The sequence below is a fragment of the Aeromonas sp. 97A genome (assembly GCF_051919185.1).
GTDB classification, from domain to species: Bacteria; Pseudomonadota; Gammaproteobacteria; order Enterobacterales; family Aeromonadaceae; genus Aeromonas; species Aeromonas veronii.
In genome coordinates, this window is sequence record NZ_JBQBFF010000001.1 from 1,888,319 (window position 1) to 1,911,487 (window position 23,169).

General features: G+C 52.2%; 21 protein-coding genes. 5 read left to right on the top strand and 16 right to left on the bottom strand.

All coding sequences use genetic code 11. The features are described from left to right. Window positions 1–104: 104 nt before the first annotated feature. The 13 genes from ACTG27_RS08400 to ACTG27_RS08460 all read right to left on the bottom strand — a co-directional run bounded on the left by ACTG27_RS08400 (window position 105) and on the right by ACTG27_RS08460 (window position 16,051). Entirely contained in the window at window positions 105–2,465 is a 2,361-nt protein-coding gene (locus ACTG27_RS08400; protein ID WP_439979482.1) for a carbamoyltransferase family protein, read from the bottom strand. An 87-nt stretch (window positions 2,466–2,552) separates the two neighbouring features. Then, entirely contained in the window at window positions 2,553–3,737 is a 1,185-nt protein-coding gene (locus ACTG27_RS08405; RefSeq protein WP_330124493.1) for a hypothetical protein, read from the bottom strand. Window positions 3,738–3,749: 12 nt separating this feature from the next. After that, window positions 3,750–5,015: a hypothetical protein gene (locus ACTG27_RS08410; RefSeq protein ID WP_439979483.1), complete on the bottom strand. Its 1,266-nt coding sequence runs from the start codon at window positions 5,013–5,015 to the stop codon at window positions 3,750–3,752. Window positions 5,016–5,040: 25 nt separating this feature from the next. Beyond that, complete coding sequence (locus ACTG27_RS08415; RefSeq protein WP_439979484.1) at window positions 5,041–6,237, bottom strand: radical SAM protein; 1,197 nt, start codon at window positions 6,235–6,237, stop codon at window positions 5,041–5,043. A gap of 122 nt (window positions 6,238–6,359) precedes the next feature. Continuing rightward, window positions 6,360–8,636, bottom strand: a complete 2,277-nt coding sequence (locus ACTG27_RS08420) for an HAD family hydrolase (RefSeq protein WP_439979485.1) — start codon at window positions 8,634–8,636, stop codon at window positions 6,360–6,362. Window positions 8,637–8,638: 2 nt separating this feature from the next. Further along, window positions 8,639–9,808 carry a UDP-galactopyranose mutase gene (gene glf / locus ACTG27_RS08425; RefSeq protein ID WP_439979486.1) on the bottom strand — a complete coding sequence of 390 codons (1,170 nt, stop codon included), beginning with the start codon at window positions 9,806–9,808 and terminating at the stop codon, window positions 8,639–8,641. Beyond that, window positions 9,805–10,776: a glycosyltransferase family 2 protein gene (locus ACTG27_RS08430; protein ID WP_139444493.1), complete on the bottom strand. Its 972-nt coding sequence runs from the start codon at window positions 10,774–10,776 to the stop codon at window positions 9,805–9,807. Before ACTG27_RS08430 ends, glf begins: the two co-directional genes overlap by 4 nt. A gap of 168 nt (window positions 10,777–10,944) precedes the next feature. After that, complete coding sequence (locus ACTG27_RS08435) at window positions 10,945–12,150, bottom strand: acyl-CoA reductase (protein ID WP_439979487.1); 1,206 nt, start codon at window positions 12,148–12,150, stop codon at window positions 10,945–10,947. Then, window positions 12,129–13,184 (bottom strand): LuxE/PaaK family acyltransferase, encoded by a 1,056-nt coding sequence (locus ACTG27_RS08440; RefSeq protein ID WP_439979488.1) that lies wholly within the window; start codon window positions 13,182–13,184, stop codon window positions 12,129–12,131. The genes ACTG27_RS08435 and ACTG27_RS08440 overlap by 22 nt, the downstream gene beginning before the upstream one ends. Next, window positions 13,181–14,539, bottom strand: a complete 1,359-nt coding sequence (locus ACTG27_RS08445; protein ID WP_439979489.1) for an AMP-binding protein — start codon at window positions 14,537–14,539, stop codon at window positions 13,181–13,183. Before ACTG27_RS08445 ends, ACTG27_RS08440 begins: the two co-directional genes overlap by 4 nt. Further along, window positions 14,536–15,285, bottom strand: coding sequence for an SDR family NAD(P)-dependent oxidoreductase (locus tag ACTG27_RS08450; protein WP_159143516.1), 750 nt, complete (start codon window positions 15,283–15,285; stop codon window positions 14,536–14,538). The genes ACTG27_RS08445 and ACTG27_RS08450 overlap by 4 nt, the downstream gene beginning before the upstream one ends. Then, window positions 15,285–15,518, bottom strand: coding sequence for an acyl carrier protein (locus ACTG27_RS08455; RefSeq protein ID WP_139459750.1), 234 nt, complete (start codon window positions 15,516–15,518; stop codon window positions 15,285–15,287). The genes ACTG27_RS08450 and ACTG27_RS08455 overlap by 1 nt, the downstream gene beginning before the upstream one ends. Continuing rightward, a complete protein-coding gene (locus ACTG27_RS08460; protein ID WP_043819461.1) occupies window positions 15,515–16,051 on the bottom strand; it encodes a GNAT family N-acetyltransferase in 537 nt (178 codons plus the stop codon). The genes ACTG27_RS08455 and ACTG27_RS08460 overlap by 4 nt, the downstream gene beginning before the upstream one ends. A 164-nt stretch (window positions 16,052–16,215) precedes the next feature. Between ACTG27_RS08460 and pseF the strand changes: the two genes are divergently transcribed. From pseF to ACTG27_RS08485, 5 genes are read left to right on the top strand one after another with little or no spacing between them, the layout of a single operon-like run. Continuing rightward, a complete protein-coding gene (gene pseF / locus ACTG27_RS08465) occupies window positions 16,216–16,911 on the top strand; it encodes a pseudaminic acid cytidylyltransferase (RefSeq protein ID WP_159143515.1) in 696 nt (231 codons plus the stop codon). Beyond that, complete coding sequence (gene pseG / locus ACTG27_RS08470; protein ID WP_439979490.1) at window positions 16,901–18,157, top strand: UDP-2,4-diacetamido-2,4,6-trideoxy-beta-L-altropyranose hydrolase; 1,257 nt, start codon at window positions 16,901–16,903, stop codon at window positions 18,155–18,157. Before pseF ends, pseG begins: the two co-directional genes overlap by 11 nt. A 6-nt stretch (window positions 18,158–18,163) precedes the next feature. Then, complete coding sequence (pseI, locus tag ACTG27_RS08475) at window positions 18,164–19,210, top strand: pseudaminic acid synthase (RefSeq protein WP_439979491.1); 1,047 nt, start codon at window positions 18,164–18,166, stop codon at window positions 19,208–19,210. Continuing rightward, the gene (locus tag ACTG27_RS08480) at window positions 19,203–20,495 is read left to right on the top strand and encodes a motility associated factor glycosyltransferase family protein (RefSeq protein WP_439979492.1); all 1,293 of its coding nucleotides are present in this window, start codon (window positions 19,203–19,205) and stop codon (window positions 20,493–20,495) included. Before pseI ends, ACTG27_RS08480 begins: the two co-directional genes overlap by 8 nt. Then, window positions 20,492–20,728: a hypothetical protein gene (locus ACTG27_RS08485; protein ID WP_127007613.1), complete on the top strand. Its 237-nt coding sequence runs from the start codon at window positions 20,492–20,494 to the stop codon at window positions 20,726–20,728. The genes ACTG27_RS08480 and ACTG27_RS08485 overlap by 4 nt, the downstream gene beginning before the upstream one ends. On the opposite strand, the gene ACTG27_RS08490 is transcribed toward ACTG27_RS08485, so the two are convergent. Genes ACTG27_RS08490 through ACTG27_RS08500 form a run of 3 tightly spaced genes read right to left on the bottom strand, consistent with a single transcriptional unit; the run spans window position 20,725 to window position 23,136 of the window. Beyond that, entirely contained in the window at window positions 20,725–22,047 is a 1,323-nt protein-coding gene (locus tag ACTG27_RS08490; RefSeq protein ID WP_235664761.1) for a DUF4910 domain-containing protein, read from the bottom strand. The genes ACTG27_RS08485 and ACTG27_RS08490 overlap by 4 nt on opposite strands. Continuing rightward, window positions 22,037–22,444: a VOC family protein gene (locus tag ACTG27_RS08495; protein ID WP_111899744.1), complete on the bottom strand. Its 408-nt coding sequence runs from the start codon at window positions 22,442–22,444 to the stop codon at window positions 22,037–22,039. Before ACTG27_RS08495 ends, ACTG27_RS08490 begins: the two co-directional genes overlap by 11 nt. Further along, window positions 22,441–23,136: an AAC(3) family N-acetyltransferase gene (locus tag ACTG27_RS08500; RefSeq protein ID WP_439979493.1), complete on the bottom strand. Its 696-nt coding sequence runs from the start codon at window positions 23,134–23,136 to the stop codon at window positions 22,441–22,443. Before ACTG27_RS08500 ends, ACTG27_RS08495 begins: the two co-directional genes overlap by 4 nt. Window positions 23,137–23,169 lie beyond the last annotated feature (33 nt).

The following is a 23,169-nucleotide window of genomic DNA, read 5'->3' on the forward strand; positions in this document are numbered from 1 at the left end:
TTTTATTGCTTGTGATTTTGAGTATCATAGACCATCTTTGAACAGTAGATAAATCAATAAAATTGCTGGCGTACTCGCAAATGGAATACACCAACACTCGTACCTCACTCTACAGATTTGGTCATCATAGAAATAAGATCTGAAATACCAAACATAACGATTTCTTCTATCGGCAAAAGCTGATTTATCCTAGCTTTGAGCTCAGCTTCAAAGGCTTCAGATGCAATTATAAAATGGCGTTCGCCCTCAGCAATAGCTTGTTCGAGGGTTTTTACCGGTATTGAAAATCCTTGCATAGATTCAGCCTGTTTATCCACCAAACAACTAATCTGCATGCGGTTACGCAATGCATTTAGAAATACAATTCCGATCTCACCCGCACCAACAATACAGAATGCAGGATAAGGCATCGCCACCAGATGCTGATGAAGTACCGATGCCATACGACGCCATTTTATACGCTGCTCTTGTGCGTCTAAATCGGATTCTGACGCACTAACAGAACCTGTGTCAGAAGACCAAAACAACTGCCGACACCAACTCTGCTGGCGATAGCGCTGTTTGCGCAATTCCAGGAAGTCCGAGCGGGATAGTTTAATCATGGCAGGAAGGTTCGCGCTTTTACAAACCAGATAATCGCCTATGGCTAAGTTATCAATATCTGTATATAGAAAACACTCTATTGCATCTAGGGGGGATTCCACTATCGTTTCACCATTAACATTGAACGAAGTGTTTATTATGACAGGTACACCAGTTATTTTTTTAAACTCTTCTATAATGTCATAAAACCCAGGGTTTTTACTCTTGTGAACAGCTTGAACTCTCGCAGTACCATCATTATGCACAACAGCAGGAATAATATCCTGTTTATCTGGTTTAACCTGCGGAATGATCAGCATAAATTCAGCATCATCCTCAGCATAGAAATAATCTTTTATATCCTCAGCCAAACAGGCAGGAGCAAAAGGTCTGAATCGTTCACGATGCTTTATTCTTGAATTAATAACATCCTTCATTTCCTGGTGTAGTGGACTCGCCATGATACTTCTATGCCCTAATGCTCTAGGTCCAAACTCAGATCGGCCTTCATATCTAGCAACAACTTTCCCTTCCGATAGTAAGGTCGCAATTTTAGCAGATATATTTTTCTCTCGAGTATAAATCAACCCTTTATCATCCAGAACTTGCCTTATCTCTTCATCTGAACGTTCCACACCAAGAAACATATTATGTAGTCGACAAAACTTCGGGTTTTCAGATTTAGACGCAACCACACTGAATGCTGCACCGATAGCAGTCCCATCATCAGATGAAGCAGGCTGAATATAAATACTAGAAAAGCCTGCCTCTTTCAAAATACGAGAATTCATCAACCCATTAAGGCCGACACCACCGGCGATACAAATTTTATCGACATGAGGATAGATACGCTTTAGATATTTGGCCATATAGACCCCACAGTCTTCAACGAATGCCTGTAGGCTTGCGGCAATATCAAAATGCCGTTGTTCGAACTCATCATCATGATGACGCCGTCCACCCAATAACTGTTCAAGAAGTGGTGTAAAAGCGTACCATTGTTCTCCGGGAGCTCCAGGGACCTCATCTCCAGACATCAGATGTCCTGGAATAAATTTAAATACCCCATCATCTGTCACTCGGCCCAATTTTCTAAAAAGCGGAAGGTACTTAATTTCGCCATAAGCTGCCATCCCCATGACTTTATATTCGTCACCAAACCAATCAAAACCTAAATATTGTGTCACCATGCTATAAAGAATACCGATACTGTTAGGCCAGCAGCTTTTCGAGATAACTGAAATATCATTTCCACAACCTAAACCCAGAGTAATCGTATCATGCTCGCCGTAACCATCAATCGTCATGATTACAGACTCTGAATAACCAGAACAGAAGAAAGCGCTGGCCGCATGACAAACATGATGAGCTACTGAAATGACTTGGCATTCAGGAAACATAGTCTTGATATTGTTAAGTGTTTGTTGCGTATAAAGATAACGATTCAGAGACCACTTTATATATCGAAGCAAATCTTGTGATATATCTCTATAAATACCTAAGCGAGCAATTAATTCTTGCAAAAAATTCAGTGGGTACATCCCTTGCCGACATACGCGCATTTCAGACAATACGGCCAAAATATTATTTTTAAGCAGGGATGACTGTTCATGAACACAACAACTATCAATGTAGCTGAATAACTTGTCGGTTACATATAGCTCAGGATCATGATTTAATGCTATATATCTCAAATTCCCAAGTGTATGCTGTTTGATCAGATCGATAACTGTATTAATGGATATTATGGGAAAAGCCCCATCATGCTTTATATTGGAAAAACGCTCCTCAGTTAAGCAATACAGAACCTCACCATCCATATTGACCAGCGATACGGCTGAATCATGACCAAAATAATTAATACCAAGAACAAGTTCTTTCATAATTATAGTCCCCTGATAACATGGGTTTTATTTATGCGAGATCGCTGGTTTAAAATTCACTATGCACCATAATTTTTTTTCGCTAATTTATAGAATAACACCCATTCGAGGATCAGGTACGTGACCACACATCATTCGGTATCCATCCGTTAGGAAATATCTTGGTGGGTGGTAATATTCCAGTAGTTCATCGGTAACTAGGAATTTTTCATTGACTTTGTCCTTTCTCACAAATATTGCATTGGTACCATTGAGATTACAGCCAACCAGTTGATAATTTTTTTTGTCACCCAATTCAGCCAGTGCAGCCAGACTGGCCCCTTGATAATCTGTCAAATTCCAGATGTGATTCTTGTTATATTCTATTGACCATTTCATGGGGGGAGGGAATTTGGCGTTATACTCAATTACAACAACCCAAGGTTGCACAATATCAGTTTTTTCCCAGACATAATAATCATTACCATCAATGTCAATACACAGCATGCCTATGTCACCATTGAAATGGTTACCAATCAATTGGTTGATATTATCTTTGTCGATGAACTGATGTTCAAAATATAACATTCCATCAGCAATTTGTTTGGCAAAACGCTCTTTTATCAAGGCAGCATTAGTATTACTTCCTTCAATCCATAAACCTTGCCAGCCTTGTTTTAAAAGTAATAACGAATTATTTTCTAAGCCATCACCGACACCAAACTCGACAAATGTATGTGGCAAGGTAGCCCCCAATCTACGAAATACCTCAGCTAACATACCGTCTTCATCATGCTGTGAGTAACATTTATAGCCAAAGGGCTCTAGGCGTCGTTTATCCTTGTATTTGTCATCAGCCAACAATGCACGAATCTCTGATGAACATAACAAGGCATTGACTTTATCAATATACGCTGCCGCTATATCTTCCTTCCCGGCTTCAAAAAACTCTGACAAATCAACTAATTTTATATTCTTTGCTAAACAGTCAGCGAAAAAATCACTCATGATTTCATTATGGTATGAGAGCGAACAGATCAGAATGTATTCAGGCTTAGCTTGAAAAATGGATGCTCGGCTATACGTAGTGACATTAAGTACGGCATCGAAACCATCACTGCATGATTTATCTGCAATGCCGATTAGATTACATTCTTTAAATACATTCTTTTGTATCAACTCTTTAGTCATGGCCCCTGCTGGATACAATAAAACTCGGTCTTGCGAACGAATGAGCTCCGGCAATAAACTGAATATTTTCTTGTATACACAATCATGAATAAAAGATGTCATATATACTCCGTGTTATTTTGTCTTTATCAAGGTATGCATTTCACGAATCAGCTCATCACAAACATGTTCTTGTGTAGCGGAAATACGTCTGTGCTGCCAGTTTGGATAATCCAGATGCCAATTCTCGCCATCATTGGGTACCCAAACAACGGTTTTGACACCATAACCTGCTGCTATATGTGCACTGGCTGAACGCGGTGTCAGGACCAGTGCTGCATGACGGATAATTTTTAGCATATTCATTTCATCACCGATATAAGAGGCATTTGCTCCTGCAGTGACAAGCTCCTGATTGAATCGTAGCTTATCTTCGCCTGAGACATTATCTGTCGAGTTATTGGTAATATAATTCCCTGTCAAAACGACAGGTAAAGGGGCGTTCTTTATGATTCTTTTTATATTATCCAAGGAAAGATTCGGACTTGCCCAATTAGCCGTAGGCTGTAATGCAATATAACTATCGGGCATTAATCCGGCACAAGGTGGTACCGCGGGCAACTCCAGCCCAGGATTAGAATCAAAATTAATACCTAAACCAAGGTAATAACAGCCTAAATAATTTGCTGCTGGCGATGAATCCTTTTCTCTATGAAACAGCGCATAATTTTCCGGCAAAGGATAGGCCCCAGAGCCCAACTTCAAAAGTTCATCACTATAGGCTGAAACAATTTCTGGTAAGGTATTGTAATAAACCGACAGGTTGGGATTACGGCGTGCAAATTCACGAGCAGCACTCAGTGCACACAATTTATCACCTAACCCCCAACCTGTCTCAATTACAATTTCGACGGCCATCACATCTGTATCGGTAATTGTTGCTGGCACATCGATACAACCAGGTCGTAATTGGCTTATTTTCCTGCAGTCCAGAAATTCAGCTAATTCCTGCCTAAATGCAGTATGCTCGTAACCTTCACAAAGATCAACCAATTCAAAATTTAACGCCTCTGCGGCTGTACGCAGGGCTACCACAATTTCATTGTGGTAGCGGGTATTGGCTACGACAACAATATCCGTTTTCAATTCGGTGAGACTGTCATAGCTATAAGCAAAAATACCATTACCTGTTTTGCCAATTTTTTTACTATTTTTATCCAAGGCACCAAGGACTGTGAAATGACAGAAATAGCCACGATACACCAGATTAAATACCAGTTCACAATGTGGTGCAAATACAATACGTTTACCCTGATTTTTCAATGGTGCAAGATATTTTTGATAGTTATCCAGCACCACAGAGGGAATAGGAGCAAGATAGCTCTGCATACAAAAAGGCATAAAGTACTCCTGCTACCATACCAGATTATAGAAATTCACCGAGAACTACTATCTCAATATTTTCTTCACGCCAATGTTTCTGTTGGAAGTATATTTCCGTACTGTAGGCTGGAGAGAAAATAAGTATCGCATCCGGCTTGATCCTTTCAATTTCTGAGTACGGGAGGACTGGAATATTAACAGGGGGTACTTTCCCTTCCGGATTAATATCGCAAAAAGCCGCTACATTCAGGTTCCGTAGTTGTGTTTTTTCGTACAAATCAAACATGGCCTTGCTGGCGGCAGCAAGCACAACCGTCTTCCCCTCTTCAATCCAACGTAAAGCATGGGCATTGACCTGTTCTCTCAACCCCATAATATTATCGCTGATAGGACCAGTGCATTTATCACACAGCGACAACACGCCTTCTTCTCCCTTATATAATTGTTGCTGCATTTTTTTATGTCGCTCACCCAGCCAGATATCATCTAGTGATTCATCACGCACATCACCTATAATCTGCTCTCCGTCAGCATCCCAACAGCAGGGTACACACTCGCCAGTCCATAACACACACAACTCCGAACGAATCTTAAAGCAAGTCCGTTTATGATTAAATTCGTCATCCAATGCTACAATAGTAATATCTCCACCTTTAGGATGCTTGTCAGTACGTTTTTCTATAAATCGAACATTATCATGTTGGCCAAAGTGGTCCATCATAATGGTCAAATCTTCATCCATATTATGCGCAGTACGTAAAAACTGTATCGTAATTACGGTATCAGAATTCCTGCGGTCACGTTCGGCGATGAACTTTTCAATATTACCTTTTACTTTTTCAAAATGATTATTGTTTCTTATTTTTTTATAAGCATCTGGATCCATAGTGTCAATACAACATAGTACATTTCCGCCGTACTCCAACAATATATCAATCTTGTCATCATTCAATAAAATTGCATTAGTAGAAACATTTCCAGGGCCATAACCATGGGCCTTGAAATATTGTAGAGCATCACGCAATTTAGGATAAATCAAGGTATCCCCAAAATGATGTAACCAATGGATCGGCATTTTATATTCACGGGATTGATCGACAACTTTTTTGAAAAGATCCAAGTCCATGTGTCCTATAGGTCTATTCAGACCTGCTGAACGCGCGCACATGGTACAATCTATATTGCAATAATTAGTCAGTTCAACCTGAAACAACCCAGGTGCCTTAATTGAATTAGTCATTTTAACTCCTTTTAGTGCACGACTAAAACAGTCATAACACTATAACAACTTGATATTATGAATACGAAAATATCACTATTTTCAATTCATTGATTCACTTGTTTTATAAAACACCGATATTACTATCTGAAGACAATAATATTAGTGCAAGCGGTTTTATCATTGTACTGCAGCCGGATCTCGGCACTTATTTCGCTGGCAAAGGCCCGTGACGCGACCGTAAAACAGTCCACATCCCGTCTTTTGGCCTCTGCCAACGTGATTACTTGATGTTCACCCAATCGAATACAACTATTCAAGGCCCGACGATCAATCACGCAGCAAATATTGATACCATGTGTAGTAAGAAACTCATACACTTTCAATCCCAATTCACCAGCACCATATAACGCCGTTTTGGTAATACCTGACTGTCGTAACTTCTGTAACAACAACGGTGCAACCTTCTCATCATCCTGATAGGTAGCCAACTCACCGCACTGCTGTAATTGGTCAGGGAAAGCCAGAGCTACCAGTCCAGGATACCAAACCGTATTACGTAGAATCGGATCTGTGCCATCCAATAACAACTGATATGCCTTCTCACCGCTGCATACTCGTTCTTTAAGCTCGAGCACGCGGCTATGTGGCAACAGTGGCTGGCTGCATCCCGGCGCCATTGGCAACAATAAATTGGCCAACTCACGCGCTTCATGCCACATAGGATAAAGAGTCAGACGATAGAGAATTCCCACCAGATAGTGACGCTCGGCGAGTGACGGCCCTTCCTCCATCCAGCCAGCTGCAGATGCTTGCTCACCCCATCTCAGCAGGATGCCAACAAACGCCTCGCGCGATTGCCGACCGAGGATCGCATCATCAGATTGTGCAACTGGTTTGGTCGTGATCTGGCCATCATTCGTTATCTGATAGCATCGGGTCGAGCTGAGCGCACCATTGAGCAAGAAGTCGCTTATTTCAGGATAGGCCGCTAATTGCTGAGCCCATGCTTGGCATGATGCGGGCTGAAATATCTGCAGTTTTTGGCTTAGCGCTACCCGGCTCGCACGCTGACTGGCATAAAACATGAAGTAGTTAACATCATTCAGCCCAGCCAACTGATGGAGATTTTGTAACAGGCTGCCACCACATCCCCAATCGAGAATAGCGATCTCGGAGCTGTTTCTTACCCCCTGTTGCACCAGGTATTGCAGCAGCCACTGCCGCTGTTGTTGCAAGTGGGCAACGATCTGCGGCTGGACAGTTTCCAACCAGCTCAGCACCTCACACCAGAGCGGCGTTTGTACCAGCTCCGACAGGGTGCAATGCTGCTGCGCTACCCAGCTCTCAGGGCATGTCAACCCCAGATCATCAAGCAACTCAGTCAGCGTATATCCACGACGCTGACAGAGCTGATGCACAAGATCCAGCGACCACTCTCGACTGGGTAGAAAGCTGGAACGACGGGAAACCGCCAAAGTCTTGACAGTCAGTCTGTGTCCGGGTATCTGTGCAAGAAGACGCGCGATAACATCACCTTCGCGCAATAGACAAAACAGCGTAGTGATACCCTGTTGCTGGCATCTCTCTATGAGCCAGCGAGCAAACACGTAAAGGACCGGCGCGTAGATACGACCAGCTAATTCTGAGCTGGTCGAGCCATCACTCAGCCAGCGCCATTGGCGCCGCAACCGCTCTAAGCCTGGAATGCAAAGAGGAAACAGACGCTGCTCGTACTTCACTTGCGCGAGGTAATCATCCCCTAACCCAACATGACAGGCGCTTAGCCCGGAGGCCTTTGCCATCTGCAGGTCGGTAATTTTGTCGTCCCCAATGTGCAAAACCGATTCAGGCGGCCATTGCTGCTCGGCCAGCAGGCGCTGATACAGACCCCCATCCTGTTTGCTGGCCCGATATTCGCCAGAAACATAGATCCTATGCAGCAACAGCTGCGGAGCCTTAGTACTGAAGAAGCGCTGCAACAGGCTGGCAGGCAGATACATATCGGAAAGCAGCACGATCAGTAGGCCGCGCTGTTGCTGACTGAGCAGCCAATCGACCAGTACCGGATTAAGCCACCAGTTGTCGTATTCCAGCTGCTGCTCCAGCTGGGCCAACTGCTCCCCCTGAGCGCTGGGCCAGCAAGCATAGATGTGCTCTAGTCGCACCTCTCTGTGACCTTCTCGCTGCATCATCTGACGCCGAGCCATCGATTCAGCCTCTTTACGGTATTCGACAAAGGCATCAGGATCGTCATTGCAAAGAATACCTAACTGGTAAGCTTGTACTGCCAGCTGATGCCAGAATTGCTCGACGGTTCCGGCGTGACGGAAGATCAAAGTGTCGAAGACATCACATGAAATGGCACGGATCGGCTGCGCTTGCAGAGCTCCATCCAATTTCGATAGATAATTCATCATGCTTATCTCCCTGTCATCGGCTGAGCCAGGTGTCGATAGTGTTGCAGCGCATTGTCGACGGCATCATCCATATCGAAATAGCGGTACTCGGCAAGGCGCCCCAAAGCAATCAGTTGCGGGAACTGGGCCAATTCATCGCGGCAAGACTGATAGTTCTGTTTGGCTGCGTTGGTAAACAACGGGTAGTAAGGCTCGAGCCTCTGTTCCGGCTGATAGTCACAAGGATATTCGTATACGATACTGGTGCCGGGATGAACCTGCCCGCTGAAATGCTTGAATTCGGTGATCCGCGTGAAGGCTTCTTCATTCGGATAATTGACGGTGGTGACCGGTTGAAATTGCTCTTGCGCCAGATGGCGATGTTCAAAACGCAGTGAGCGATATGGCAGGCAATTCCCTTCTGCCGGCATCAACTGATCCAGCATACCGGTATATATCAGTGGGCCATCGAAAGGAAGACCATCCAGCAGCACCCTCTTCTGCAGCCAGTCCAACCTGACATGCTGTTCCATAGGGGTCGACAACCTTACGTCAATCAAGGGGTGCGCAAGTGTGCGCTCAAACATTGCGGTATAGCCTTCCGCCGGCACCGCCTGCCAGGGATCGGTGAAGTAGCGATCATCCCGACTCACCACCACGGGCACTCGTGCCGTCACCTCGGGGGAGATCTGCTCGGGCGGTACCCCCCACTGTTTACTGGTGTAGTTGACGAAGGCTTTCTGATAGATGAAATCAGCCAATTCACCCAACAGGGGATGCGCCTCTTTGCGTAGCTCTAGGATCGGTACTCTGGCACCATCACCAAACCGGGTGCGCAAGGCATCAATCATGGCGGCGGCTTTGTCGGCCTGGAAGCAACGTTCGATGCTGGTCAGGTTGAACGGGATCGGCACCAACTGCCCGTCGATGCGTGACAACACACGATGCTCATAAGGCAGCCACTCGGTAAACTGCGACAGGTAATCCCAGACTTCCTTGTTATCGGTATGGAAGAGGTGCGGTCCATAGCGATGGATCAACACCCCATGCGCATCATACTCGTCAAAGCAGTTGCCACCGATATGATCGCGCTGCTCCAGCACAAGTACCTTCCAACCGAGCTGGCTGGCCATTCGCTCAGCCATGACGGCACCGGAGAGCCCGGCGCCAATGACGATCGCCTGATAACTCATGCCGCCTCTCCAAACAGTTGTTGCATAACCCGTGCTGGATGGGCCCGCTGCATCCAAGCCAGTTGGTGTCGCTCATCGAAGAACCAGCCTGGCGCCAGCTTCGCTACCTCGGTAACTGACTGTTCGATAAGCTGCGTGAAGCGGGCAACGTCATCCTGCCGCAGAAAGTAGAGTGCGGCAGAGTAATAGTGATGGGCACGCCCCTGGGCAATGGCCACAGGATCCGCCCCAAACGCAGCGGCGTTATCACAGGCGCGCAGCAGATCGCGCAGCGACTGCTCACGACGTTCTGCCGATTTGCGGGTCTGTCCGCCAAAGCTCTGGGTATGGAAGCGATAGCGGCCCAATAATTCGGGGATAAAATCCAGCGTCCCCGTATTGTGGGAGAGGTTCAAGATGTGCCAGGGATAATCGAGGATGATCTTGCACCCCTCATCGATGGCATTTTCCATCCCTTCATAACGGCGGAACATTATGGAACTTGCATTGACGAACACCCCGAAGCGGATCAATGCCTCCCGTGTCATCACGGGTTCAAGATAGCGGGCATTGTAATAATCACGGGTGAATAGCTTGATCCGTGCGCCAGTTTCATCATCAAACATCTCCGCTTCGTGGTAGCAAAGGGTGCAACCGGAATGCACGTCCAGATAATCTGCCTGACGTTGCAGCTTGCCCGGCAGAGCCAGATCATCCCCGTCTACATAGGCGATATATTCGCCGTTCGCCTCTCTCAACAAGCGCTTCTGGGTCTTGGCCAACCCCATATTCTGCGAATTCTGTAGTGCCTTGAGTTGCGGCCACTGCTGCGCTAGCCGCTGCATAATGGCCCAGGAGTCATCGCTCGAGCCGTCATCAATGGCGATCACTTCAAAATCGAAATTGGTTTGCTGTTCCAGCAGACTTAGCAGACAGGGCTCGATAAAGCGCCCGAGGTTATACACCGGCACCAGTACGCTGACTTTCATAGAGAATCCAGAATTAGAGTAAAAAAGAAGCGAATTGGAGAAAATGGACAAGGCTACCGCACGGTCTCTGTCAACCCTTCCTGCCCTTGATGGCAATATTTACTGCAAGAGCCGTGCCTGACCAAGCTAATTCATTGATATAACTTGATTTATGTGACCTGGCATCCACTATTCAATGCGAGCAAGTTGACGGCTGCAGGCCACCAGCATGTCGATGCCGTCCCAGAGCCATTCGAATGCCAGCGCTTGTCCCGGACTTGCCACCCTATCGATACGGCAGCAAGGCGACAGCTGTAGCGCATACTCAAACCGCATTTTATCTGGCCCAACCCAGACACAGGTCTGCATATCCCAAGGCTGTAACAGCAACTCATCAAGGGTATCGGCAACAAATTCGGCAACTGTACCTCCTCCGATGTGTGCAAGCCGCAAAGAGGCGGTGGGAGTCAATAAGGTGACGCCAGAGAAGGTGTCAAGCTTCATATGGCCATCATGTGCGGCATTTTGTTGACTATTAATAAGGCGTTCCATCATCAGGGAGGGATTATCTGCAAATGGGGCGAAGCTCCCTTCGAGCAGACAACGGCGCAACGCACTGGTGGGAGTGCCCAACCAGCAAATGGTGGTGGGGGACGCGCAGGCTTGTTGATTGAAACGGGTAAAGTCTTGTTGCAAAGCCGCAACCAATTGCCGCCACGCGGCTGCATCCAGGCTGGCGAGCCATTGGCTATCAAATACCGCCATGGAGCGACGATCCGGAAACACAATTTCCTGAGCGCGGGGTGAAAGCGGAATAGCCCGTACCCGGCCGATAGTTTCATCACCGCCCCAAATGATGCGAAGGCGGCACCGGGCCGACAGCCAGGCGGTGACGCCCTCGTCATGGTCATACCGGATAAAACGGGTACGCGAGGCAATCTCTTGCCACTCGGGCAGAGAGAAGAGCTCGTTCAGGATGGTCAGCATGGCCTCTTGCACCGGGTCGATGCGCGATGAGAGCCGAATCACGGAACCATTACCCATCAGCAGCGCCATGATCCAGGAGTAGAACGCGACGGTCGGCACGTTGGAGGGGACCAGATGAAAAACCATCCCCAGCGGTGCCCGTCCCGCCATGCGCTTGCGCTGTACCTCAATCTGGCGCGGCCGCAACCAAAAACCAAAGGCGGCCAAATCCGGATTCTCTCGCCCCCCCTGCTGCAGACGTGCAGAGAGCGCAGCCACAAAGTCACCTATGACGGGCGCAAAACTTGGTAGCGGGCGAGTGACAAAACCTTGCCAGCCGCTAACGGGAGCCGCGAAAGCAACCTCTGGCCCCGCTTGCCACATGACATCTTCTACATCTGATCGGCTCACTGGAAAGTGTCGCTGCATCCCCTCACCTCGGCGCCTTGCTGACGTCCTGATACATGGAAATAACGGCCACGACGGCCGCAGGGGCAATCATCCTCCCCCAGCAGCACGCCGAGATCCTCGGTCAGCAGGCTGTGGCCTGGATAACTTTGGGGAATGGCAGAGATCACCTGCAACAAGCCGGGTTGGCCGACCCCGAGCGGTCGATGGGTCAGCGGATCCCGCACCAGCAGCTCAGCAAAGAGAGGCGCATGCAGATGGCCCTGCTCGCACTCGACAAACACCGACCCCACCTGCTCCACCATGCCATAGAAGTTGTGGACCCGACTCAGCCCCAGCTGTTCGCGGCAGCGGTCCTTGAAGGCAGGATTGTCCACCGCTAGGTGCTGCAGCTTCTTCCAGCCACCACTGTGAAAAAGCGTGCCCTGCGTCAACGGCAGTTGCAGACCGCGCTCACGCAGCGGCTCCAGCAAACATTGCCAGACCATGAAGGTAAAGCCGAACAACAGGACCGGCTGGCCTGCATATTTGTCACAAAACGCCTCGATGACCGGCCAGTTGGGCCGCATCTGCTCATCGAGGGCATAGGTATGGTCTCGGCCAAGGAAGGAGAGCCCAAGCGCACCGGCGCCTCGGGCTGAAAAACCGCTGCGGTTTTGGATAAGAGCTGGTTGCTCCACCAGCAGCATGGGCAGCCGTTGCTTGCCGACAAACTCTTGCAAGATTTTCACCAGCACCTTGCTCTGCAGGGCGGCTGTATCTCGATCCAGCACGATCCGTGACGGCGTTCCGGTTGTGCCAGAGGAGGTGAGCACCTTGAATACTTCTTCTTGCGGCACGCTCTGCCATTGGGCCAATTTGAACAGGCGAGCGGCCAGATAGGGAAGCTCTTGATAGGTCGAGGCCTGACCCCAGCCAAACGCCGTCAGAATATTGGCAAAGGCTGGGCACCCCTGCGCATAGCGCTGCGTCAATTCATTCAGACGAGCAAGGAGCAGCCCACTTTTTTCCTGTTGGGGCAGCCCGAAAACCGGCGCATCAAACAACCTGTTCATAGCTGCTCCAGCTCAGCTAATAGGGCCGGATAATCAATCTTCATATTGCTGCGTCGTGGCAAATGATGTTGGTAGATGCGTACGCTTGATGGCGGCACCATCAGCCAGCGGGCTAGCTCCAGCTGCAGTGCGTCACTGGGGCACGCATCTGCCTCGATGGCTACCAGCAGGCGATCATCGCGGCCAGTCGCGGCGCAGGAATAGCCCCTCCCCTGCAACCAGGCCTCCACTTCAGCCAAGCTTACCCGTTTGCCAAACAGCTTCAGGAAACGGTTGAGTCGCCCGGTCAGATAAAATCGGCCCGCCTCATCACAACGAGCCAGATCGCCGGTAAAGAGCGCATCCATATCACGTTCCCGAACCAGATCTTCAGGGCGCTCGGCATAGCCAAGCATCACGTTTGGCCCTTGGTAAACCAGCTCCCCCTCCCCGTCGGGGAAGCCGGGCTCATGACGCAGAGAGAGGCACCCGCCCGGTACGGCACGGCCGATGGCATCCGGGGCAATCATCACTTCATCGTGTGCCAACCAGGCGATGCGCGGTGCCGCTTCGGTCTGGCCATACATCACGAAAAAACGGCGTCCCAGTGCAGCGGCCTGCTCGGCAAACTGTTTTGCCAGTGCTGGCTCAAGTCGTCCTCCGGCCTGGGTCATTGTCATCAGACAGGGATAACGCGCCCAGTCAAAACGCAAGCGGTTTAGCATCTGAAAGGTAAACGGTACCCCCGCCACACTGGTGACCTGATGGCGATTGACCTCATCCCAGAATTGGCGCGCAAGGGGACTGGCAGTGCATGAAACCAGCGAGGCGCCAACCAAAAGATGGCTGTTAAGTACCGACATACCAAAGGAGTAAAAAAGTGGCAACGAGGTGATGGCTCGCTCACGCCCGTTCAGCGCCAGATATTCGGCGATGGCCGCAGCATTTGCATCAAGATTGGTTCGCGACAATCGCACCCATTTGCAGGAGCCGGTACTGCCCGATGTCGGCAGCAGCATGGCCAGCTCAGGGTGAAGCGAGGGCGCATCGCCAAGATGCGCAACTGCCCCATCCTCCAATACCCGCAGACTGACACCAAAGCGCTGGCACTGCTCATGGTGCAACTGGGCATCCTGTGCAGGATCGGCCAGCATGATGGCGTGGCCATCACGCAGGGCCAGCAAGTAGTGAAGCAGATGCAGGGTGGACGTCACAAATGGCAGGTAGACCAAATGACGACCAACGGGATAGGTGGTGGCCAACTGCGCCACACGCCGAGCCAGCTCCCCATAACTGAGCCACCCCTCTTGCGGGTCTCGCCAGGCTGGCTCGTTATTACTTTCAACCAGATGTGTCAACAAATCAGGCTGGCTCAAATCACCATCCCCCCATCGACCCCAATCACCTGTCCGGTCACATAGCTCGACAAGTCGGATGCAAGAAACAGGGCCACCTTGGCCACTTCATCTGGCGTACCAATCCTCCCCATTGCGATGCTGGCCACCCGCTCGGCAAACTTATCTTGCGGGATGGCGTGCGCCATATCGGTATCAATAAAACCTGGGGCAATCGCATTGACCCGGATCTGGCTGGCGGCCAGCTCCTTGGCCAGTGACTGGGTAATACCGATCACCGCCGCCTTGCTGCCGGCATAGCTGCTGAGCCCCGCCGCCCCCACCTGCCCCATCAGGGAGGCGAGATTGATGATGCTGCCACCACCGCTGCGTTGCATCAGGCGGACGGCATACTGGCTGCTGTAGATCACGCTAAAGGTGTTGTTGCTAAACGTCTTTTGCAGATGGACCTGGCTCGCCATCCCCAATAACGCCTCTTCCAGCATGCCGGCATTGTTGACCAGCACATCCAGCGATCGGCTCTGGGTAAAAAGCTGTTGAAAGGCCTGCTTGACCGCCGACGGATCAGCCACATCAAAACAGAGAGGCTGGCAGGGCACGCCAAACTCTGAACCGAGCGCGGTAGCCAGCTGGCTCATCGCCACCTCATCACGGCCTCCCAGCCACAGTTCAGCCCCCTGAGAGGCAAACTGACGGGCAATGGCAAGGCCGATGCCACGCCCGGCACCGGTGATCAACACCCGTTTGCCTTGCAGCAGCCCCGTCATCAGAAAGCGATCCCGTATTTGGCCAGGATCTCACGCGCCTTGCCGACCGAGCTCATGTCGATAATGTCATCGGTGTCGAGCAATACACCGTAGTTATCCTCCAACTGGGCAATCAGCCCCATGTGGGCGACGGAATCCCACTGCGGGATGCTATTGTAGGCCAGCCCATCGCTGACGCTGCCGATATCGATACCCAGAGCCTCGGCAAAAACCTGTTCCAATGCGATTGTCATCTGAAAAATCTCCGTAGCCGCTCACGGGCGGCATAGTAATCCGCAGGCAGCAATTCCAATGCGAAAAATCCGTTCTCTTGCCCTATCTGACGGTAACCCAGTTGTTCATTCAAGCGCAGGGCCGAGCGATTGTTCTCCCGAACCAGGGTCCGGATACAACCGATGTGCAGCTCATCAAAACCCTGATCAAGCTGGGATAAGGCAGCAGCAATCGCCAACATGGGATGCCGTACGGTCGAGTTGCCCAGATAGAGTCCCGCATCGGCAATCGCCTGACCCTGCAGCTTACCCTGGCACTCACCTTTCAGATTGACGTAACCCGCGCGCACGCCCTTGCACCAGAGCACCCAGTGCTGCTGATCCTGTCGCTCACGGGTGGCGGCGAACCATTGGCGCTGTTGCCGTGGTGAGATACGCGTCTGGGATACCATCTGCATTCGCACCTCATCCTTATTGCGCCAACGTCGCAAGGCAGGAAGATCCCACGGCTCTATCGGGCGTAACTCAACGCCATAGCTCATCTTAAACGCCATCCACTTTTCATGACCTGTCTCTCTTATCGACCACACAGCTGCCATTCCGTAGCAAAAATCGATAATACAAGGAGAAAAACCAGTATAATATCAAAAATAATCAAAGAGTTGTCATCGATTATCCTGGCTTTGGCCAGTCATTAATCCAGCAGAGAGAGCCCATCATGGCCATCGCCATTATCCCGGCCCGGGGTGGCAGCAAACGCATTCCACGCAAGAATATCCGTCCCTTCTGCGGCCAGCCCATGCTCGCCTATGCCATCCTGGCGGCGCAAAAATCTGGCTGTTTCAGCAAGGTGGTGGTCTCCACCGATGATGAGGAGATTGCCAAGGTCGCCCGTCAACTGGGCGCGGATGTGCCATTTCTGCGGCCAGCCAACCTCGCCGATGATCACACCGGTACCACCCCTGTGGTGATCGACACAATCCAGCGGCTCGACCAGCTCGGCATCCAGGCAGAGCACTACTGCTGCATCTATGCCACTGTCCCGCTTATTCAAGCCGATGACTTGAAGGCCGCCCATCAGCGACTGATCGCAAGTAATGCTCCATTTGTCTACACCGTGGCCGAATTCGGCTTCCCTATCCAGCGCGCCGTGCGCATGGATGAGCAGGGCCGGGTCACCCCCTTCTGGCCGGAGCAGATGACGAAACGCTCTCAGGATCTGGAGCCTGCCTATCAGGATGCAGGCCAGTTCTATTGGGGGACGCGGGCTGCCTGGTTGGGCGGGATCAGCCCCGTCGGCGGAGAGGGGATCGGCCATATTCTGCCAAGACACAGGGTGGTCGATATCGATACACCGGAAGATTGGCACCTGGCCGAATTGCTCTATCAAGTGCTGGCCCAAGATGACGTTTAAGGTAGCCTTCCGGCTCGATGCCGGGGCCGAGATTGGGCTGGGTCATCTGATGCGCTGTCTGGCCATTGCCGATCGGCTGAAAACGGCTGGCGCCGAGTGCCACTTCCTCTGCCATCAGCTACCTATGCACCTCTTGCCACTGCTGCACTCCCACCAGCATCACGCTCTTTGTAGTCTGGACGATGCAGGCCCCTTGCCCACCTTGGTCCCGGAGTGGCTGGTGTGTGATCACTACCAGATTGATCGACAGATCGAGCAGACACTGGCAATCCACTGTGGTCAGTTGCTGGTGATCGACGATCTGGCCGATCGCCCTCATCATGGTCAGTTGCTGCTGGATCAGGGGCCACTGCGCAGCACAGCCGATTACCAGTCACTCGTCCCTGCCGACTGTCGGCTGCTGTTGGGCACCGACTATGCCCTGCTGCGCCCTGCCTATCGCCAGCTTGCACGCCAAAAGGTCAGCCAGTGGCAACGTGGCCTCATCTGCTTTGGTGGTGCCGATCCGGCCGGAGCCTGCCTCATCACCCTCAACAGCCTGGCTCGACTGCCTTGGGCCCGCACTATCCGGTGGACCCTGGTGGCGGGCGGCGCCAATCCCTTCTGGCCCGAGCTGGAACAGAGAGTGGCTGAACTGACCGACCTCGATCTGGTGCTGCTGCGCCAGAGCGACCAGATGGCGCAACTGATGCAACAACACGACTTTGCCATTGGCGCTGCAGGCGGCATGACCTGGGAGCGGGCCTGTCTCGGCCTGCCGACCCTGGCGGTGCCCATCGTCGACAACCAACAGTTTAACGATGAGGTGATCGCCCGCTTTCAGCTGGCAGAGCGGCTGACCCTGAGCGAACTGGATGAGCCTGAGCGGCTGATGCAGGCCCTGCAACGACTTGAATTGCAAGCAGATGACTATCGCCTCCGCGGTCAGCAACAGGCCGACGGGCTGGGGCTGGATCGGCTCACCGCCTGGTTGCTGCCACAATCCGATTATCAGCTGTTACCTGATGGTCAACAGTGGCAACTACGCTATGATGACAAACCACTGCTAACCCTGACTCTGGACGGTCAGCATCTGACATGGCAGGCCGCCCGGCCACTTCAACCAGCGGAGTGGCAAGAGCTGGCACATCGCTTGCAAACAATTTTCTCCCAATTTCCCCTCTATCTTGCCGAGCCACCGCAGATAGCGCCCCCTGCCCCCTGGCAGCCGGCGCCGCAAGGCTGGCAACTTGGCACAGGAATCTGAACACAGATGCAGATCGATCATCGCCCCATCAACCAGGAACATGCTCCCTATGTGATTGCCGAACTGTCGGCCAACCACAATGGCAATCTGGACCGCGCCCTGGCTATTATGACCGCCGCCAAAGCAGCGGGTGCCAGCGCCGTCAAGCTGCAAACCTACCGCCCGGATACCATCACCCTCAAAAGTGATCGACCGGAATTTCAGATCCACGGCGGTTTGTGGGATGGCCACAGCCTCTATGACCTTTATGAGTGGGCGCACACCCCCTGGGAGTGGCACCAGGCGCTGTTTGCCAAAGGGCGCGAGCTGGGCCTGACGGTCTTTAGCAGCCCGTTCGACTTCAGTGCGGTGGACTTGCTTGAATCACTGGACTGCCCGGCCTACAAGATCGCCTCCTTCGAGCTGGTGGACTTGCCCCTTATTCGCTACGCCGCCCAGACCGGCAAGCCGCTTATCATGTCCACCGGCATGGCGAACGAGGCCGAGATCGCCGCCGCGGTCGAGATGGCGCTCAAGCATGGCAACGGCCAGCTGGCACTGCTGCACTGTGTCAGCGGCTATCCGGCACCGGCAGCCGAATACAACCTGCGTACCATCCCTATGTTGCGCCAGCGCTTCGGGGTCGAGGTGGGGCTCTCCGATCACACCCTGGGATCGGCCACGGCCATCGCCGCCACCGCGCTCGGGGCAACCCTCATCGAGAAGCACTTCACTCTGGCCCGCGCCGACGGCGGGCCGGATTGCGCCTTCTCCATGGAACCGGCCGAGCTCACCGAGCTGGTGGCCTCGGTCAATACCGCCCATGCCGCCCTCGGGATGGCTGACTACCAGCTCACCGCCAGTGAACAGGGTAACCGTGCGTTTCGCCGCTCCCTTTATCTGGTCAGGGATATTGCAGCCGGAGATTTGCTCACCGCAGAACACATCAAATCGGTTCGCCCTGCCCTCGGCCTGCCCCCGGCCGATTACGATCGACTCATCGGCAAGCGGGTCAGCCGAGACATGGCAGCCAATCAGCCTCTCAACTGGGAGTGGATTGCACAAGATGAATGAAGAGCTGCTGCGCCACCATCTGGCAATCATCGAACAGCGTTGGCCACGGCTTGCAGCCCACCTCACGGTGGCACAGCTGGGCGATCTGCAGGTGGAGTTGTGTGAAGGCCTCAGCAGCACACTGCTGGTCAATGGCATCCAGCTCACCAGCCGGCACGACCGGGTGAAGGAGGCCGAACTGCAAGCGGCAACTCTTCCCGATGTACCCGTGCTGCACCTTTATGGCACCGGACTCGGCGATCTGCAGAAGGTGCTGCTGACACGCCCCCGGTTAGAAACCCTCCATGTCCATATCATGCACCACAATCTCTTCACTCTGGTGCTGGCCTTGCTCGAGCACGACGAGTGGCTGCAAGACCCCCGGGTAGAGCTGAGCCTCGCGGCCGATGAACAGGAGATTGTCCTCCCCTTCTTCGCCCTCCCCAGCGAACTGGAGGTGGCCGAAGATGCGGCCTGCCGCATTCGTGGGCGTTTGATTAGCGAGATACTGGCTGGGTACACTCGCCAACGCTTTGATCCTGCATCGCCACGGATCTTAAGCCGGCTGGCTGAGAATATGTCTCTGGTGGCAAAAGATGGTGACGTGAGCTCTCTATTTGGCTCTCGTCCTGATAGCAGTGCACTGGTCATCGCCAGTGGACCCACCCTAGCACAACATCTGCCAAAACTGGCTGGCTGGCTGGCACATCATCCCGACTGGCTGGTGATTTGCGTCGATACAGCGCTGGTTTCGTTACGCAGTTATGGCCTTGCGCCTCATTTAGTGGTCAGTATTGATGATGCGCTTACCCCAGACAGGTTGCCAGGGGCAGGGTTGGATACAGTCCCTCTTGTCTACGCGCCCATGGTACCATCCGACACTCTGAATGCTTGGCCAGGCCCACGGCTTACCACCTACTCAGCCAGTCCCATGTATGCAACGCTGGCTCGGAAACATCCCAAGGGAACCCTGCATCAGGGAGGAAGCGTCATTCATCCGACCGTCGATCTGGCAGTACAAATCGGATGCACTGAGGTACTCCTGCTTGGTTGCGATTTTGCCTTCCCCGGTGGCCAGACCCATGCCGGCTGGCAAGACGGAGCTCTCGGCCCCAGCGCCAGTCAGGCACTGAGCTGGGTCGTGGATGGTCATGGGAACCGGGTCAGCACCAATCCCAACTTCACAACCTATCAAATTGAGCTAGAACGCTATATGGCAGCCCATCCCAAAGTTCATTTCTGGAACAGCAGCCGAGATGGTGCTGCTCTGCTCGGCAGTGAATATCATCCGGACTTTGTATCATGACGCTCAAACACCATTGCATCACACTCGCCCACCGTTTTCGGCTCGGCCACCATGTGGAGAGTGCTCTGACCCTTCCTGATTTACTCGAACAGGTTTTGCTGGCGCTCCCACACGAACATCGCAGCGAGGCAGCCAGAATCATTGCCGCATTGCTGGCATGTCAAGAGCGCCATGACTGGCTTGGATTAGCCGATTGGCTGGAAGGTGAGCTGGCAGCTCTGTTAAGCACCTAGACCAGACTGAGCAAGTCCGCTTCAAGCAACATGTCTGCCAGCTGGCGGGCTTGCCAGAATGGAATGTGGATCGTCTCGGCAATCTCGAACAGGGTCATCTCTCCATCACTGTAAGCAAGCAGGTTCATCATGTCTCGCACAGCCCATCCTGACCAGCGGGTCGACAGATCCGGATAGAGACCGCGCTTGCCCATTTGTGGTTCGCAAAGCACCGTTACTCGATAACGTCCATCCAGCTCAATACATTCAATTGCCCTGCGCACCGCCATAAAGCCTCCCGCCAAGCCAGCAGGAGTTACGAGAGAGAGATCATCAAGCGAGGTGTGATACTCAGGGTAACAACCATATTTTGTGCGCATAATCGAGGCGATCGGCAGGTCAACCCCGGGAGCGCACAGCTGACGCTCATTGGAACCTCGGTCCAGAAAGCTGAAACGATGAAATCCCGGGTCAATGTGGGCAAGAGCGTGCAATGCGGCTCTGTCAGCCAATGTGCCACCACGGCGTGAGGGCAAATAGGAGTAACCACGTTCATCCCCAAGACAAGAGAGGTTGAACCCCGCCAGCGTCTGTGCCTTGAGGTATGCCAGATGGCGTGACAGGTACACAATGGCGCCCAGCGTTTCAGGCACTAATATGAGGCGATAGCTATACCGGCGACGCGGCATACTGGCGAGCCAGGCCATCAAAAACACACCGACCAAGGGACCCGAAAGCTCGTTGTTGGCCATGGATGGATGGCAAAGATAGCTTGACAGCAGGATCTCTTGCTTGCTCTCTCCTGCCAAACACATATCGGCATAAGTCAGTGACCCCGGAGCAAGCGTCGCATCGATCACTACCCGGTACTGCCCTGGCTGCAACTGTTCACGAACCCTGTGAGTCAGACAAAAGCCCCACCGACGCCGGTAGTAGGAAGTGACATAAGGAATGGCATCAGGCAACTCCGGTAACGAGTGCAGGTGCAGCTGCAGTTCTTCCAGGGACAGAATTGTATCAACAGGCTCTGAATACCCCACCAGATGCAGATTATGATCGCGAAAATCGACTACCCGACGCCCATCCGGCCCCACTATGTAAGCCTCGCGTACGTTCCATTCTTCAGGCACTTGCCAGTCAAAACATTCAGTACCGGTCGGCACTTCGTGAACCTGCAACTCCGGCAGGCAATGGCATAGCAATGCCAGGCTTTCTCGAACGCCATTACCGGTCAGACTGCGATTGATAGGATAAAGGCGCACCGCCAGATCATACATGGCCTGGCCAATCTGCGTCGGGTCTTGCCAGTCTGCAGGTAAAAAATCCGTGTCAGGAGTCATGGGTATGCTGAACCAATTCGACAATGTGCCCAAGCGGGCTTAGGAAAAATTGAACGTGGGCGCCGCCAAACGCGATAGCGGGCTGGCTGGGCCCGAGGGGAAGATGACGCTGGGCCCGCAGTTTTTCGGCAGCCATTGCCAAGTCAGCCACCTCATAGGCCAGATGATTGAGCAGGTTATGACGGGTACGTAGCGCCTGACTGACGGGGCTATCATCACTGGCCGGTGCAATCAGTTCATAGCAAATCCCCGCATCATCATAGGCAAAACAGATATGCACCCGCTGCAACGGATCGAGCACCGGCTCGCTAAAGCGGGAAAGCCCGAGGGTCTCGCAGCAATAACGTACGCCAAGATCCAGTTCGGCCACCACCAGTCCAATATGGTGCAGTTTCATCTTCCCTCCCCGATAAGCGCATGGGGATGGACAGCGATCAGCTCTTTTGCCACCGCGGCAAAGTCGGCGCAGCGTACGGCCCAGACAGGTAACCGTCCAAACACCCCCTGGTGCCATTTGTCCTGATTTTTAAGGGCTTCAACCAGACGGGAGAGGTCTATCTCGCTGGCCAGATCGAGTCTTCGCACAAAGTAGTCACAATACCAGGGGCGCACCATTCCCTGCTCGCGGACATCACCCTCAAAGCGTTTCATAAAGCGATAATCGACACCTAGTTGCTGCTCGACATAGTGGGTGAAGGTAATGCGATCGGGATGACAGGCAAAACCGGCAATCCAGCCATCGTGGACCGCCAACCAGGCGAAGGGGCTCTCTTCACCAAAGCAGTCATGACCCCCTGCTGCAACCACCTGGTCACGCCCCGCTCCCCATACCGCAACGCTGAATATAGGATCGCGGGTCCGCGCAACCCCTGGCAGAGTGCGAAACTGCTCCGTCATCAGGCCCACTTCACTGGGAGACGTCGCCCTGTCGAAACAGGTCTGACGAGTCAGGCTATACGTGAATGTTGGCACCAGCAGAGTGCCCTCGTTTCCAAGCCACTCCTGCATCCCCAACCAAAAAGCATGTATGCCGGCTTCATTGCCCCGTCCTGGAAACTGGGCCACAGCCATGGCGTCAGAGTGAACCATTATAGCGCTCCCTCGTGCGATCCCGAGGGAGCC

Bases quoted from the DNA above. Each gene is read 5' to 3' on its own strand.
- ACTG27_RS08485 (WP_127007613.1), top strand. From the start codon at position 20,492: ATGACGCTCAAACACCATTGCATCACACTCGCCCACCGTTTTCGGCTC.
- ACTG27_RS08480 (WP_439979492.1), top strand. From the start codon at position 19,203: ATGAATGAAGAGCTGCTGCGCCACCATCTGGCAATCATCGAACAGCGT.
- ACTG27_RS08410 (WP_439979483.1), bottom strand. From the start codon at position 5,015: ATGCCTTTTTGTATGCAGAGCTATCTTGCTCCTATTCCCTCTGTGGTG.
- ACTG27_RS08435 (WP_439979487.1), bottom strand. From the start codon at position 12,150: ATGCAGCGACACTTTCCAGTGAGCCGATCAGATGTAGAAGATGTCATG.
- ACTG27_RS08415 (WP_439979484.1), bottom strand. From the start codon at position 6,237: ATGACTAATTCAATTAAGGCACCTGGGTTGTTTCAGGTTGAACTGACT.
- ACTG27_RS08490 (WP_235664761.1), bottom strand. From the start codon at position 22,047: ATGACTCCTGACACGGATTTTTTACCTGCAGACTGGCAAGACCCGACG.
- ACTG27_RS08400 (WP_439979482.1), bottom strand. From the start codon at position 2,465: ATGAAAGAACTTGTTCTTGGTATTAATTATTTTGGTCATGATTCAGCC.
- ACTG27_RS08430 (WP_139444493.1), bottom strand. From the start codon at position 10,776: ATGAAAGTCAGCGTACTGGTGCCGGTGTATAACCTCGGGCGCTTTATC.
- pseF (WP_159143515.1), top strand. From the start codon at position 16,216: ATGGCCATCGCCATTATCCCGGCCCGGGGTGGCAGCAAACGCATTCCA.
- pseG (WP_439979490.1), top strand. From the start codon at position 16,901: ATGACGTTTAAGGTAGCCTTCCGGCTCGATGCCGGGGCCGAGATTGGG.
- glf (WP_439979486.1), bottom strand. From the start codon at position 9,808: ATGAGTTATCAGGCGATCGTCATTGGCGCCGGGCTCTCCGGTGCCGTC.
- ACTG27_RS08495 (WP_111899744.1), bottom strand. From the start codon at position 22,444: ATGAAACTGCACCATATTGGACTGGTGGTGGCCGAACTGGATCTTGGC.
- ACTG27_RS08455 (WP_139459750.1), bottom strand. From the start codon at position 15,518: ATGACAATCGCATTGGAACAGGTTTTTGCCGAGGCTCTGGGTATCGAT.
- pseI (WP_439979491.1), top strand. From the start codon at position 18,164: ATGCAGATCGATCATCGCCCCATCAACCAGGAACATGCTCCCTATGTG.
- ACTG27_RS08460 (WP_043819461.1), bottom strand. From the start codon at position 16,051: ATGGCGTTTAAGATGAGCTATGGCGTTGAGTTACGCCCGATAGAGCCG.
- ACTG27_RS08405 (WP_330124493.1), bottom strand. From the start codon at position 3,737: ATGACATCTTTTATTCATGATTGTGTATACAAGAAAATATTCAGTTTA.
- ACTG27_RS08420 (WP_439979485.1), bottom strand. From the start codon at position 8,636: ATGATGAATTATCTATCGAAATTGGATGGAGCTCTGCAAGCGCAGCCG.
- ACTG27_RS08450 (WP_159143516.1), bottom strand. From the start codon at position 15,285: ATGACGGGGCTGCTGCAAGGCAAACGGGTGTTGATCACCGGTGCCGGG.
- ACTG27_RS08440 (WP_439979488.1), bottom strand. From the start codon at position 13,184: ATGAACAGGTTGTTTGATGCGCCGGTTTTCGGGCTGCCCCAACAGGAA.
- ACTG27_RS08500 (WP_439979493.1), bottom strand. From the start codon at position 23,136: ATGGTTCACTCTGACGCCATGGCTGTGGCCCAGTTTCCAGGACGGGGC.